Raw genomic sequence first — 13907 nt, 5'->3', positions numbered from 1 at the left:
CACCCCTTCATCACTTGACCGCGCCCACGGCGATACCGCGGGTGAGAGTGCGCTGGAAGACGAGGAAGAAGACGATCGCGGGCAGGACGCCCAGGAGCGCCGCCGCGTTGGTCATGGTGGCGTCCATCAGCCGCTGGCCCTGGAGGACTCCGAGGGCCACCGACACCGTCTGGTTGTCGTTGGAGATCAGCATGACCAGGGGGAGCAGGAACTCGTTCCAGGTCCAGATGAAGAAGAACACCAGCAGCACGCCGAGGGTGGGCCGGCTGACCGGGACGACGATCCGCCACAGCACCTGCCACCGGTTCGCCCCGTCGATGCGGGCCGCCTCGATGATCTCGCGCGGGAAGCGGCCCAGGACGGCGGAGAGCAGATAGGTGCCGAAAGCGGCCTGGATGACCGTGAAGACGATGATCACGCTGAGCCGGGTGTCGTACAGGCCGGCTTCCTTGCTCAGGTAGTAGATCGGGTAGACCAGCGCCTCCTGCGGCAGCACGTTGGCGAGGACGAAGAAGGCCAGTACCCAGGTGCGGCCCCTGATCCTGCCGATGCCGATCGCGTACGCGTTGAGGACGGAGAGCACGACGGCACCCGCCGCCACCGCGCCGCTGATCAGGAACGAGTTGATGAGCTTCTGCCCGAAGTCGACGCGTTCCCAGAAGCTCCTCAGGCCGTCGAGGTAGAGGCCGTCGGGGAGGCTGAGCGGGCCGTCGGCCGAGTACTCGGCGGGCGACTTCACCGCGTTGACCGCGACGATGAGGAACGGCACGACCATGAAGAGCGCGGCGATGACCAGGGCCAGGAGCACCGGATAGCGGCTTACGGCGGTGCGTAGAGTGCGGACGGGGCGGACGGTGCGTACGGTGCGGACGGATGTCGTCATGTGCGGAGCCCTTCCTCCGCGTCCTCGGCCCGCGTCTGGAGCCGGAGTCCGGCCAGCGCCAGCCCCAGGACGAGCACGGTGAGCACCGTGGAGATCGCGGCGCCGTAGCCCACCTGGGTCTTCTCGAAGAACGTGGTGAAGGAGAAGTAGGAGGGGACGTCGGTCGCGCCGCCCGGACCCCCCTTCGTCAGCACGTACACCGCGCCGAAGACCTTCAGCGCGGCGATCGTGCACCAGGTCAGGACGACGTGGATCTCCGGGCGGATCTGCGGGAGCGTGATGTGCCGGAAGCGGCGCCACCAGCCCGCGCCGTCCAGCTCGGCGGCCTCGTACAGCTGGGGATCGACGCGTTGCAGGCCCGCCATGAAGACGACGAGCGGGAAGCCGATCTGCACCCACACCATCACGCCCATGACGCTGTAGAGGGCGAGGTCGGGGTCGCCGAGCCAGTCCTGCTGCCAGGAGCCGAGGCCGACGGCCTTCAGCAGGTCGTTGAGGGAGCCGTTGTCGGGCGCGAGGATCCAGCTCCACACGATGCCCGCGACGGCGATCGGCAGCACCTGCGGAAGGTAGAAGCAGGCGCGCAGCACCGCGGCCGTACGGCTACCGAAGTGCTTGCCGACGAAGTCGAACAGCGCCGCGGCCAGCACCAGCCCGATCGCGGTCGGTACGACCGCCATGGCGACCACCATGAACAGGCTGTGCCGGAAGGACGCCCAGAACGCGGAGTCGTCCATCAGCTCCCGGTAGTTGGCGAGCCCGGACCAGTCGGGCGAGCCCACGCCCTGCCAGTCGGTGAAGCTCACCCCGGTGTTCATCAGGAACGGCACGACCACGACGGCAAGGAAGGCGAGGACGCCCGGCAGCAGGAACAGGGCGTACGAGTCACGGATACGGGTACGGGGGCGGATACGGGTGCGGCGCGGGCCGCCGTGCCGATGCCTGCCGATGGCCCGCGCACCCTGTTCGACGGTCACCGTCATCGTTTCGGCGCACCCTTGTCGTACGCGTCCTGCAAGGCGTCCAGATACGCGTCCGGCTCGGCGTCGCCCGTGATCAGCTTCTGGGTCTCGGAGACGAGGACGTTGTAGAAGTCGGGGACGGGCCAGTCGGGGTAGAAGGCCAGCCCGTCCTTCTCGGACAGCGAGTTGAAGTCGGCGATCAGCTGCTTGGCCTGGGGGTCGGTGATGGCGGCCGGGTCGGCGGCCACGGGGACACCGCCCTGGTTGCCCAGCAGGTTCTGGATCTTCTCCGACATGGTGATGTCGATGAAGTCGTACGCGAGGTCCTTGTTCTTCGCCGCCTTCGGGACCACCCAGAGGTTGCCGCCGGAGCCGAGGGTGAGGTTCGTGTCCGGCCAGAGGAAGGTGCCCCAGTCGAACTTCGCCTCCGCCTTGAAGCGGCCGTACCACCAGCTGCCGGAGAACAGGATCGGCGACTTGCCGGAGATGAAGGAGACCGCCGCGTCCTCGACCTTCGCGCCGATGGTGCTCTTCGCGATGTAGCCCTTGTCCACCCAGTCGGCGAACGTCTCCGCGCCGTACGTCCAGGCGGCGTCGTGGAAGTCGGTCCTGCCCTTGTAGAGCTCGTAGGTGTCGACCCAGGCGCGGTCGGCCTTGCTGAGGGCCAGCTGGTAGAGGTACTGCTGGGCGATGTACTCGGCACCCGCGTTGGCCAGCGGGGTGACGCCCTCGTCGACGAACTTGTCCATGGCGGCGGTGAGTTCGCCGAACGTGGTGGGCTCTTCGATGCCGTGCTTCTTGAACAGGTCCTTGTTGTAGTAGACCAGCGTGTACTCGGCGTAGTTGGGCACGCCGTACCACTTGCCGGAGCCCATGACGCCGCCCGCGTCGTACTGGCTGGTGGTGCGGACGCCCGCGCTGAGCTTCTTGTCCCAGCCGCGCTCGGTGACCTCCGCGGTGAGGTCGGTGAGGAGCCCCTGCTGGGACAGCTTGCCCGCCGTCGCGTTGCCCTTGTTGTACTCCATGAGATCGGGCGCGTCGGAGGAGTTGAGGACCATCGGGGCCGTCTTCTGGATCTGTTCGAAGCCCTTCTCCTCGAACTTCACCTTCACGCCCGGGTGCGTCTTCTCGAACTCCTCGATGGCCGCCTCCCAGGCGACGCCCATCGCGCTCTCGGGGCCTTCGTAGTGCCACAGCCGGAGTGTCTTGCCGTCTGAGGACCCGCCGTCGGAGCCACCGCAGGAGGCCAGCAGCAGGACTCCGCTCATCACCGCCGCGGCCAACGCCGCCGTACGCCTTCGTGCCGTCAACATCCTGTGCCTCCAGGGGAGTCGGATGGGTATCGGAGCGCCACGCAGCGAGTGCCGAGTCGTCGGGTGTTGGGTGTTGGGTGTCGGGAGTCGGGTGTCGGTCGGCGTAGTCGAATCGTTTCGATGCGTGACGTCGAAGCGCTTCGACGGGGGAAGGTATGTGGGTGCCGTGGGCGCGTCAATGGGGCGGGCGGAATGCGGGCGGAATGCGGGCGGAATGCGGGCGGAATTGGGGCGCCTTGACAGGGGCACGGGGCTGTGACATATGCGGCTCCGTGCGGCGCCGTCCTGGGGAGCGAACGGCCGCCAACGGCCCCCGGCAGAAAGAACCGCGTGTCCGCGACGGCACGCCGACGGCTCCCGCACCTATGGTGGTTCGTATTGGTGTTCGGCTGGTAGGAGGGGGTTTGCCCATGTCCGTCGCGACCACCCGAAGTGCCCCGCGGGCGCCCGTCGTCGCGGGTGGGCCTCTGCTGGGCTCACTCGCCGACCTGTTGCGCGATCCGCTGGCGACGTATCTGCGGGCCCGGCGCGAGTGCGGCGACGTGGTGCGGTTCCGGCTCGGGCCGCCGGGGCTGGGGCGGGAGATCCACGGAGTGTTCTCTCCGGAGGGCGTGCAGCGCGTGCTGGCCACGGAGGCTTCCGGTTACCGCAAGGACACGCCCTTCTACCAGGAGGTGCGGGAACAGATCGGCAACGGCCTGCTCACCAGCCAGGACGCCGACTACCTCCGTCAGCGCCGGCTCGTGCAGCCGCTGTTCACCCGCCACCGGGTGAACGCTTACGCGGAGGAGGTCGCCGCCGAGGCCGCCGCGCTCGCCGAGTCCTGGCGTACGGCGCCCGGCGGGAGCGTCGAACTGGTCGGTGAGATGCGCCGGTTCGCCTTACAGGTGGTCGGCCGCATCCTCTTCGGCACGGACACGGAGGAGGCGGTCGCCGTCGTCGAACGGAACCTGCCCCCGCTCCAGACCCTCTCGCTGAAACGGGGCCTGGCGCCCGTCAAGACTCCGCGTACGTGGCCGACTCCGGCCAACCGGCGGGCGGCGCGGTACCGGGCGGAGCTGTTCGGGCTGTGCGACAGGATCATCGAGAGCCGGCGGGACGGGGGAACCCGAGCGGCGGGCTCCGGCGAGGACCTCGCGACGCTCCTGGTGCGGGCCGAAACCGCCGAGGACGGCCGCTTCGGGCAGACCGAACGCCGCGAACAGGTGCTGGTCTTCCTGCTCGCCGGTCACGAGACCACCGCGACCGCGCTCGCCTTCGCGCTGCACCTCCTCGCCCGGCATCCCGAGGAGCGGCGGCGGGCGCGGGACGAGGTCGACCGTGTACTCGGAGGGCCCGGCGGGCGGGCGCCCACGGCGGAGGACATGGAGGCACTGCCGTATCTGACGATGGTCGTGAAGGAGGCGATGCGGCTGTATCCGTCCGCACCGATCATCGGGCGCCGGGCGGGCGTCGGCACGGAGATCGACGGCGTACGGATTCCGGCCGGTGCCGATGTCCTGGTCAGTCCGTGGGTGACCCATCGCCACCCCGACCACTGGGCCGACCCGGAACGCTTCGACCCCGAGCGGTTCACACCGGAGGCGGAGGCGGCACGTCCGCGTTACGCCTGGTTCCCGTTCGGCGGAGGGCCGCGGGCCTGCATAGGGCAGCACCTGTCGATGCTGGAGTCGGTTCTGGCGCTTGCGGTTCTCCTCCAGACGTTCGACTTCGACGGGGCCGAGGGTGCTGACGTGCCGCTGGGTGCGGCGATCACGTTGATCGCGAAGGGGCCGGCACGGTGCCGGGTCACGGCGCGGGTGGGGTGATGGGGCGGGCGGGGTGATGGGGCGCGGGCTTTGAGTCACTGCCCCGTGCTCGACCCCGGACCGGACCGGACGGGTCCGGCCCGAGGTCGGCCCGGACCGGGGGCCGGGTCAGGGCTTGCGGCCCACCCCGCAGTAGGCGTCGACGGCAGCGGCAGGATCGGCTGAACCAGAGGACTCGGGGCGCCACTCGGGGACCTGGACGATGCCGGGGTCCACCAGTTCGAGACCGTCGAAGAACCCGGCTATCTCCCCGATGCTGCGCACGTAGTACGGCACCGCGCCGCTCGCGTTGTACGCCTCCGAGGCGGCGATCATGCCCTCGCTGGTGGCCGTGCTGTCGCTGATCACCAGGTGGCTTCCCGACGGGAGGCCGGCCATCAGCCGCCGCACCAGTTCGCGCGCCTCGTCGTAGTCGGCGACATGGCCGAGCGTGTTGAGGATCATCAGGGCGACCGGCTGGGTGAGGTCGAGCGTGTCCGCGGCGGCTTCGAGGACGGCCTCGGGTTCGTACAGGTTGGCGTCCAGGTAGGTGGTCCTGCCCTCGGGTGTGCTGGTGAGCAGGGCCTTTGCGTGGGCCAGCACGATGGGGTCGTTGTCGACGTACACGATCCGGGCGTCCGGCGCCACGCGCTGGGCGACCTCGTGCGTGTTGTCGGCGGTCGGCAGGCCGGTGCCGACGTCCAGGAACTGCCGGATGCCCGGCTCACCGGCCAGATGGCGGACGGCGCGCCCCAGGAAGTGCCGGCTGGTGACCGCCACGTCGACGAGGCCGGGGAAGATCTCCTTGATGTGGTCCCCGATCTCCCGGTCGACCTCGTAGTTGTCCTTGCCGCCGACGAAGTAGTTCCAGAAGCGGGCCGAGTGCGGCTTGGAGGTGTCGATCCTGGTCCGTGTCTCTGCGGCGGTGATCAGGCGATTGGGGTCTGACACGGCAGGGCCTCCTGCGGATCGGTGTTGGTGATCGGATCGGTGTTGGTGATCAGAGCACCCACCAACCTAGGCCAACTTGCCCTTGAGACAGGCGTGTTGCAGAGGTTTGCTGCTCACGCACCGTGGGGTTTTGGCCAGCGATCCTCACCTGTGAGGGGCGTGAGGGGCGTGAGGGGCGTGAGGGGCGTGAGGGGCACGAGGTCGGACGAGTACGGCGATCAGTACGGCCGTCAACGCCGCCGCCACCGGCACCCAGTAGCCCGCGGTCGCGGACACCTGCTCCGTCACCCGTCCCCCGACCGCCGCACCACACGCGATCCCGCCCAGGAGCCCTGTCACCGCCAGGGTCATGCCCTCGTTCAGGCGGCCCTCGGGTGTGCGCTGCTGGACCAGGGTCATCGTGGTGATCATCGTGGGCGCGGTGGCCATACCGGCGAGGAGCAGGGCGACCGCGAGCGCCGCGAGCGAGCCGGTGAGGGTGGCCGCGAGGAGGGGGAGGGTCATCAGCGCCGTCATCGCGGCCACACACCAGGGAAGGCGCCGCGAGGCGGACCCGCCCGGCTTCAGCGCGCCGAACACCAGCCCCGCCGCGCACGAACCGGCCGCCTGCAGGGCGAGGACGACTCCCGCGACCGGCTGGCGCCCGTGCGCGTCCGCGAACGCGATCGTGACGACCTCCATCGCCCCGAAGACCGCGCCCATGGCCAGGCAGACGGCCAGCAGCGGCCGCATGCCGGCCGCACGGAGCGGCGAGGGCGCCGTGGATGAAGCAGCTGCCGGACGCCGTGACGCGGACGCCGGACGCCCTGACACGGAAGCCGGGCGTCCCGGCACGGAAGCCGGACGCCCCGACGCGGGTGGCTCCGTCGATCGCTGGGCCGCGAAGACCACCACGCCCGTCAGCAGCAGCACGGTGCCCACCAGCGTGCCCGCCTCCGGAAAGACCGTGGTGCACAGGAACGCCGCCAGGATCGGACCGAGCATGAAGCAGAGCTCGTCCGCGGCCTGTTCGAAGGAGTTCGCGGTGTGCCGGGCCGCCGCGTCGTCCCGCAGCAGATGGGTCCAGCGGGCGCGGGACATGCCGCCGGTGTTCGGGGTCGTCGCCGTGGCCGCGTAGCAGAGGAAGAGGGCCCAGTCGGGCGCGCCGTAACGCACGCAGAGCACGAGCGCCAGACTGCCCAGGACCGCGAACACCGTGGCGGGCACGGCCACCCGCGCCTGTCCGTGACGGTCGATCAGCCGCGCGGTCCAGGGGGCCAGCAGTGCCGTCGCGGCCAGCCCCGTCGCCGTCACGGCCCCGGCGAGGGCGTACGAACCACGCGATCCGGCGATCATGACGACCGCGCTCACGCTGAACATGCCCATCGGGAGCCGGGCGAGCAGGCTCCCGACGGTGAAGGCGCGGGTGCCGGGGAGAGCGAAGAGGCGGCGGTACGGGGCCAGCGGGCCGGCCGCTCCGGCGCGGCTTCGGGAGGGGCGCTGCCGGCGCGGGGTGAAGTCCGCGGCCACCAACGTGTCGGCGGTGACCGTGAGGAGGGGGCGGCGGGGTTCGCCGGTGGGTGGTTGCGGCATGGGCACCACCGTCATCCCCGACGTGATCAACCGTCCAACACCTGCTCCGTGGCGATTGACGCATCTGCGTTGTAAGTTCGCCGGATGCCCGCCCCGACCGTGGATCCCCGACTCCTCCGCGCCTTCCTCGCCGTCGCCGAGGAACTGCACTTCACCCGGGCCGCCGCCCGGCTGTACATCGCCCAGCAGGCGCTCAGCCGCGACATCTGGCGGCTGGAGAAGGAGTTGGGCGCCGAGCTCTTCGTACGGACGACCCGGCAGGTGGCGCTGACGGCCGACGGCGCCCGGCTGCTGCCGTACGCGCGCCGGGTGCTGGAGGCGCAGGAGGAACTGGTCGCGGCGTTCCAGGTGCCGACCGGGAGGTCGGCCTCGCGGCGGCCGCTGTTCGTCGACGTCAACAGCCCCGGCCTCGTCGGTGAGCGCGTCCTCGCCCGCGCCCGCGAACTCGCCCCCGAGGACGAGCTCATGACCCGCTACGAGAGCGGCCTCACGGGGGCCGCCGCGGAGATCCTCGCCGGACGGCTCGACGCGTCGTTCGGCCGGTTCGCGGGGTTGGACCCGGCGGTGCGCGCCCGCCTCGCACAACGGCCGGTGCGGTACGAGCCGATGGCCGTGATTCTCCCCGAGGACCACCGGCTGGCCCCGCGGGACGAGGTCCCCCTCGCCGCGCTCGCCGGTGAGAGCGTGTACGCGGGCGCGGGCAACCCCCGTACGCCCGAGTGGACGGACCTGGCGCGTCAGCTCTTCGAGGGACGCGGCATCGAGGTGTCGCCGCCCGAGCCGCTGGCCGTCGGGGCCGAGGAGTTCCAGCGGATCATGGCCAAGAACCGGAACCCCGTCCTCGCAGTGCTGGACTTTCCGGCCGTACCCGGGACCGTGATCCGGCCCCTCGTCGAACCCGTTCCCCTGTCACCCGTGTCACTGGTGTGGCGAAAGGGGTTCCGGCATCCGGGAGTTGAGGCCCTCGGATGTGCTGTGGACCAACTCGCGGCCGAGGAAGGATGGCTGAAGCACCCTGCGGATGGATGGATTCCGGCCATGGATGCACTCTTTATGATGAGTGGCTCCTGATACACCGCACACACACTTCCCCCACGTGCGCTACATTCTTGGCCCGGGCGCATGTGATAGGGGGGCGCCCGGATCGGGTGGGGGCCCGGTCCGGACAAGAAAGTGCGAAGTGCCCGGATCGTTCGCGCGCCCGAAAGTGTCCCTTGGGGGGATCTGCGTGCGAGTGGACGACTGGCGGAAAGACGCCCAACCGGACCGGCGGAACACCGGTATCCCGGGCGAGGGCGCAAGCAGAAGCGCAACCGGAACAGGAACCGGAACGGGGCTGTCGGGACGGGACGCGAACGGTGATCGCGGCGACCGACACCAGAGCGGCCGGCAGGCCGACTGGCCGGACGCGGTCGGCCGGACCATGTCATGGGCGGGGACGCAACACGTCCGCGTCCCGAGACAGCCGTCCGCGTCGTCGGCGTCGTCGGCGGAGTCGCCGGAATCGTTGGCATCCGGTCAAGGCGCGGAGAACGGCGGTGAGTCGCCGCCCACCGGATTCTCGTACTTCACATCGCGTCATTCACGCGAGTCAACGGAGTACGACACGGAAGGCGGCATGGGACGCGCCGAGAAGCCGTCGCGGTACGACGCGGCAGCCGAGACCCGTCAGTTCAGCGAGCCAGGTATGGCCCGGTTCACCGACCCGGAGGCCGGGCAGGCCCCGGGCACGCAGAGATTCGAGCAGGTCCCGGGCACGCAGAAGTTCGAGCAGGCCCCGGACACGCAAGGGTTCGGGCAGGTCCCGGGCACTCAGCGGCCCCGGCATGCCTCGGACAGCCGCCCGAGCAACCAGGCCCCGGACACCCGGCCGATCGACCAAGTGCCGATCGACCAGGTGCCGATCGACCAAGTGCCGGGCAACCCGGAGCCGGCGCCCGGGCCGGTCACGGACCCGTCGCGGGCCTGGGAGCAGTCCGACGAGCCCGGCCACACTCACGACCCCCACGAGGTGACCGTCCAACTCGACGGTGTGGGGCGGGAGCTGGAGGACTGGCTGGTCCAGCAGGCCAAGGACGCGCCCGCCGGGCAGGACTCGGACGGCCCGGTGTTCGTGGACGAGACCGGCCGCCGTCGTAGCAGGCTGCGCCGCATGGGCATAGTCGTCGGCCTCGTCTGCGCGGTCTACGCCGTCGTCATGGGCGTCACGCTCATGTCGGGCAACTCCGACGCGCCCTGGATGCCGGGCCTCGGCCAGCAGGACGACGAGCCCGCGAAACAGGTCGACACGTCCCCGCTGCCGGCCGACCCGGCCGACCCGTCACAGACACCGAGCGGTTCGCCGAGCGCGGGCACGTCGCCCACGGCCGACGTCACGCCGCCGCCGGGCTCCGGCGCCTCGGCCGACCCCTCGGGGGAGGCCCCCGCCCCGGGCGCGAGCACCGGTCCGCGGCCTTCGACCAGCCCGAACGAGCCCGCCGGCGACCCCTCACCGGAGGCCCCGGAAACCGGCGAGCCGCCCTCGTTGCCCGACCCGCCGGACCCCAGCACCCCGTCCGACCCGTCACCCGCGCCCACGGATTCCACGGACACCAGCGGCGGCACGGGCACGGACGCCGGCTCCGGTCCCGTCGCCGGAGGCGCCCCTGGCCCCGGCCCCGTCGCGTCCGGCGCCGCACCCAGTTCCTTGTCCCCGGAGTACCCGGAGAACATCGCCTGATGGCACGCACCAACCGCCACGGCCCGGCCCCGCGCACCCGCCGTCGGCTGCCCCTGCGCTACCTGCTTCCCGTGCTCCTCCTCACCGCGCTGATGGCGATGCTGATGCTGCGCGGCTATGTGCACAGCGAGATCCTCGCCGACCACCGGGTCCGCCCTCCGGTCTCCTCCGACAAGGTGCCCGAGAAGATCCTTGAAGGTGGCCCGGTCATCGACACCCGCAGTGGCCGGGCCCAAGGCCTGAAGGTGGACGACAAGCGGCTCGTCCTCACCTTCGACGACGGCCCGGACCCCACGTGGACGCCCAAGGTGCTCGACGTGCTGAAGAAGAACCAGGCACACGCCGTCTTCTTCGTCACCGGCACCATGGCCTCCCGCCACCCGGACCTCGTCCAGCGCATGGTCGACGAGGGCCACGAGGTGGGCCTGCACACCTTCAACCACCCCGACCTGTCGTACCAGTCCAAGGAGCGCATCGACTGGGAGCTGTCCCAGAACCAGCTCGCGCTCGCGGGCGCGGCCGGCATCCGCACCTCGCTGTTCCGGCCCCCGTACTCGTCCTTCGCCGACGCCATGGACAACAACTCCTGGCCGGTCACGGAGTACATCGGCTCCCGCGGCTACATCACCGTCGTCAACAACACCGACAGCGAGGACTGGCAGCGCCCGGGCGTCGACGAGATCATCCGCCGCTCCATGCCCGAGGACGGCAAGGGCGCCATCGTCCTGATGCACGACTCCGGCGGCGACCGCTCCCAGACGGTCGCGGCGCTCGACAAGTTCATCCCCATGCTCAAGGAGCGGGGCTACGAGCTCGACAACCTCAGCGAGGCCCTCGGCGTGCCCAGCGCGCACACCGAGGTGCACGGGCTCGACGTGGTCAAGGGCGAGGCGTGGATCTTCCTCGTCCAGGCGTCCGAGAACATCACCTCGGGGCTCGTGGTCGGCCTCGCCGTCATCGGCGTCCTCGTCTTCACCCGCTTCGGACTGATGCTCCTGCTGTCCGGCGTGCACGCCCGCCGCGTCCGCAGGAAGAACTTCCGCTGGGGCCCGGCCGCCCCGGTCACCGAACCGGTCTCGGTGCTGGTGCCCGCGTACAACGAGGCCAAGTGCATAGAGAACACGGTGAACTCGCTGATGGCGAGCGAGCATCCCATCGAGGTCATCGTCATCGACGACGGCTCCAGCGACGGCACGGCCCGCATCGTCGAGAACATGCGCCTGCCGGGCGTACGCGTCGTCCGCCAGCACAACGCGGGCAAGCCGGCCGCCCTCAACCGCGGTCTGCGGAACGCCCGTTACGACCTGATCGTGATGATGGACGGCGACACGGTCTTCGAACCGTCCACCGTCCGCGAGCTCGTCCAGCCCTTCGCCGACCCGCGCGTCGGCGCGGTCGCGGGCAACGCGAAGGTCGGCAACAAGGACTCGCTGATCGGCGCCTGGCAGCACATCGAGTACGTGATGGGCTTCAACCTCGACCGCCGTATGTACGACATCCTGCGCTGCATGCCGACGATCCCCGGCGCGGTCGGCGCCTTCCGCCGCTCGGCCCTCGAACGGGTCGGCGGCATGAGCGACGACACGCTCGCCGAGGACACCGACATCACCATGGCGATGCACCGCGACGGCTGGCGCGTGGTGTACGCGGAGGACGCCCGCGCCTGGACCGAGGCACCCGAGACGGTCCAGCAGCTGTGGTCACAGCGCTACCGCTGGTCGTACGGCACGATGCAGGCGATCTGGAAGCACCGCCGCGCGATCATCGAGAAGGGCGCGTCGGGCCGCTTCGGCCGCGTCGGTCTGCCGCTGGTGTCGCTGTTCATGGTCGTGGCGCCGCTGCTGGCACCACTGATCGATGTCTTCCTCCTCTACGGCCTCGTCTTCGGCCCGACCGAGAAGACCATCGGGGCCTGGCTGGGCGTCCTCGCCGTCCAGGCGGTCTGTGCCGCCTACGCCTTCCGCCTCGACCGGGAACGCATGACTCATCTCGTCTCGCTCCCGCTCCAGCAGATCCTCTACCGGCAGCTGATGTACGTCGTCCTGCTCCAGTCCTGGATCACCGCCCTCACCGGAGGCCGCCTGCGCTGGCAGAAACTGCGACGCACGGGCGTGGTCGGGGCACCCCCCGCGGGCATGCCCGGGCAGCGGGTGCGCGGCGAGAGTGAGCGGAGGCCGGTGGGATGACGCAGGGATACCAGGACCAGAGCTCCACCGACCAGAGGTCTGCAGACCAGAGGTCCGCCGGCGCCGAGAACCCGTACTGGGCCGCGTACGAGGAGACGTACGGCGTGCCGCAGCAGCGTGCGGACGAGGCGCCGGCACCGGAGGGGCGGGCTCCTGAGGCGAAGCAGTTGGAGCCCGAGCCCGAGCCCGACGTGAAGCAGTCGGAGGCCGAGCCCGAGGTGCACGTCAAGCAGCCGGAGGCCGAGCCTGCCGCGAAGCCGAAGAAGCCCGGCCGCGACCGTTACCTCGATCTGCTCCGTTCCATCGCCCTGGTCCGCGTCGTGGTGTACCACCTCTTCGGCTGGGCGTGGCTGACCGTCCTGTTCCCCTCCATGGGCGTGATGTTCGCGCTGGCGGGCTCGCTGATGGCGCGCTCGCTGAACCGCCCCGCGTGGGGCGTGATCCGGGGCAGGGTCCGCCGGCTCCTCCCACCGCTCTGGGCGTTCAGCGCGGTGGCGCTGACGCTGCTGTTCGTGGGCGGCTGGGATCCGGGGAAGTCGTCCGACGGTCCCACGTGGGGCTGGGTGGAGCTGGTCAACTACCTCATCCCCATCGGCGCCCCGCCCTACCCCTTGAGCATTGGCTCCGAGTCCGGCCTGCTGGAGGACACCTGGGCGGATCAGGCGGTGGGTGTGCTGTGGTACCTGCGCGCGTATCTGTGGTTCGTGGTCGCGTCCCCGCTGCTGCTGTGGGCGTTCCGCAGGGTGCCGTGGGTGACGCTCCTGGCCCCGCTCGCCCTGACGGGGGTCGTGGGCACGGGCCTGGTCACGATCCCCGGTGAGACGGGCAACGCCGTGACCGACTTCGCGGTCTACGGCAGCTGCTGGGTCCTGGGCATCGCCCACCACGAGGGTTTCCTCGCGAAGATCCCCCGCTACATGGCGGTCTCCTGCTCCGCTCTGATCATGACCTTCGGCCTGTGGTGGGCATCGGGCCATCTGGGCCCGGAAGGCTGGGACCTGAACGACATCCCGCTGGCGCAGGCCACGTGGTCGTTCGGTTTCGTCGTCATCCTCCTCCAGTACTCCCCGTCCTGGCAGGAACTGCCCGGCAGGCTGGCACGCTGGGACAAGCTGGTCACCCTCTCGAACAACCGTGCCGTCACCATCTACCTCTGGCACAACCTCCTGATCATGGCGACGGTCCCGCTCCTCGACCTGCTCTACGACCTCCCGTTCACGCAGAGCGACAGCGCGACCGCGGTACTCGACGCGACGAACCCGATCTGGATGTTCGTGCTGGTGTGGCCGCTGATCGGGCTGGCGGTCGTGGCACTGGGCTGGATCGAGGACATCGCCGCCAAGCGGAGCCCCAGACTGTGGCCGAACGGCGCGAAGCGTGGGGGGAGCAGGCGAAAGGCCTGATTCGACACAGACCCGCGCGGGCCCGTCCTCACCGACGGGTCCGCGTCCTCGTGAGAGCAAAGTTCCTTTCCGGTCACTCGGTGCCACAGGCAGGAAACGCGCCCTCCCTACCTTCGGGACTCATCACCCCT

10 protein-coding genes are annotated in these 13907 nt (G+C 70.3%); 5 read left to right on the top strand and 5 right to left on the bottom strand.

The genetic code is table 11. The annotated features are described in order from the left end of the window. Positions 1 to 10: 10 nt before the first annotated feature. Genes E0500_RS03590 through E0500_RS03580 form a run of 3 tightly spaced genes read right to left on the bottom strand, consistent with a single transcriptional unit; the run spans position 11 to position 3158 of the window. Positions 11 to 883 (bottom strand): carbohydrate ABC transporter permease, encoded by an 873-nt coding sequence (locus tag E0500_RS03590; protein WP_131563159.1) that lies wholly within the window; start codon positions 881 to 883, stop codon positions 11 to 13. Then, a complete protein-coding gene (locus E0500_RS03585; RefSeq protein ID WP_131563158.1) occupies positions 880 to 1866 on the bottom strand; it encodes a carbohydrate ABC transporter permease in 987 nt (328 codons plus the stop codon). The genes E0500_RS03590 and E0500_RS03585 overlap by 4 nt, the downstream gene beginning before the upstream one ends. Then, entirely contained in the window at positions 1863 to 3158 is a 1296-nt protein-coding gene (locus E0500_RS03580) for an extracellular solute-binding protein (RefSeq protein WP_131563157.1), read from the bottom strand. The genes E0500_RS03585 and E0500_RS03580 overlap by 4 nt, the downstream gene beginning before the upstream one ends. 410 nt (positions 3159 to 3568) lie before the next feature. Here E0500_RS03580 and E0500_RS03575 point away from each other — a divergent pair, with 410 nt between their 5' ends. Beyond that, complete coding sequence (locus tag E0500_RS03575; RefSeq protein WP_131563156.1) at positions 3569 to 4966, top strand: cytochrome P450; 1398 nt, start codon at positions 3569 to 3571, stop codon at positions 4964 to 4966. A 108-nt stretch (positions 4967 to 5074) separates the two neighbouring features. Here E0500_RS03575 and E0500_RS03570 read toward each other — a convergent pair whose 3' ends face one another. Both E0500_RS03570 and E0500_RS03565 read right to left on the bottom strand, forming a co-directional pair. Beyond that, positions 5075 to 5896 carry an SAM-dependent methyltransferase gene (locus tag E0500_RS03570; RefSeq protein ID WP_131563155.1) on the bottom strand — a complete coding sequence of 274 codons (822 nt, stop codon included), beginning with the start codon at positions 5894 to 5896 and terminating at the stop codon, positions 5075 to 5077. A gap of 144 nt (positions 5897 to 6040) precedes the next feature. Continuing rightward, positions 6041 to 7468: an MFS transporter gene (locus E0500_RS03565; protein ID WP_131563154.1), complete on the bottom strand. Its 1428-nt coding sequence runs from the start codon at positions 7466 to 7468 to the stop codon at positions 6041 to 6043. Between the two features lie 84 nt (positions 7469 to 7552). Between E0500_RS03565 and E0500_RS03560 the strand changes: the two genes are divergently transcribed. The 4 genes from E0500_RS03560 to E0500_RS03545 all read left to right on the top strand — a co-directional run bounded on the left by E0500_RS03560 (position 7553) and on the right by E0500_RS03545 (position 13776). Beyond that, entirely contained in the window at positions 7553 to 8539 is a 987-nt protein-coding gene (locus E0500_RS03560; protein ID WP_131563153.1) for a LysR family transcriptional regulator, read from the top strand. A gap of 547 nt (positions 8540 to 9086) precedes the next feature. Further along, positions 9087 to 10187: a hypothetical protein gene (locus E0500_RS03555; protein ID WP_131563152.1), complete on the top strand. Its 1101-nt coding sequence runs from the start codon at positions 9087 to 9089 to the stop codon at positions 10185 to 10187. Then, on the top strand, positions 10187 to 12373 hold the full coding sequence (locus E0500_RS03550) for a glycosyltransferase (protein WP_131563151.1): 2187 nt from the start codon (positions 10187 to 10189) through the stop codon (positions 12371 to 12373). The genes E0500_RS03555 and E0500_RS03550 overlap by 1 nt, the downstream gene beginning before the upstream one ends. Further along, a complete protein-coding gene (locus tag E0500_RS03545; RefSeq protein ID WP_258572603.1) occupies positions 12370 to 13776 on the top strand; it encodes an acyltransferase in 1407 nt (468 codons plus the stop codon). The genes E0500_RS03550 and E0500_RS03545 overlap by 4 nt, the downstream gene beginning before the upstream one ends. Positions 13777 to 13907: the final 131 nt, after the last annotated feature.

It is taken from the genome of Streptomyces sp. KM273126 (genome assembly GCF_004337435.2).
Classification (GTDB): Bacteria; Actinomycetota; Actinomycetes; order Streptomycetales; family Streptomycetaceae; genus Streptomyces; species Streptomyces acidicola.
The sequence above is the reverse complement of the archived record's forward strand: the minus strand, read 5'-3'. Positions and strand labels throughout refer to the sequence as shown.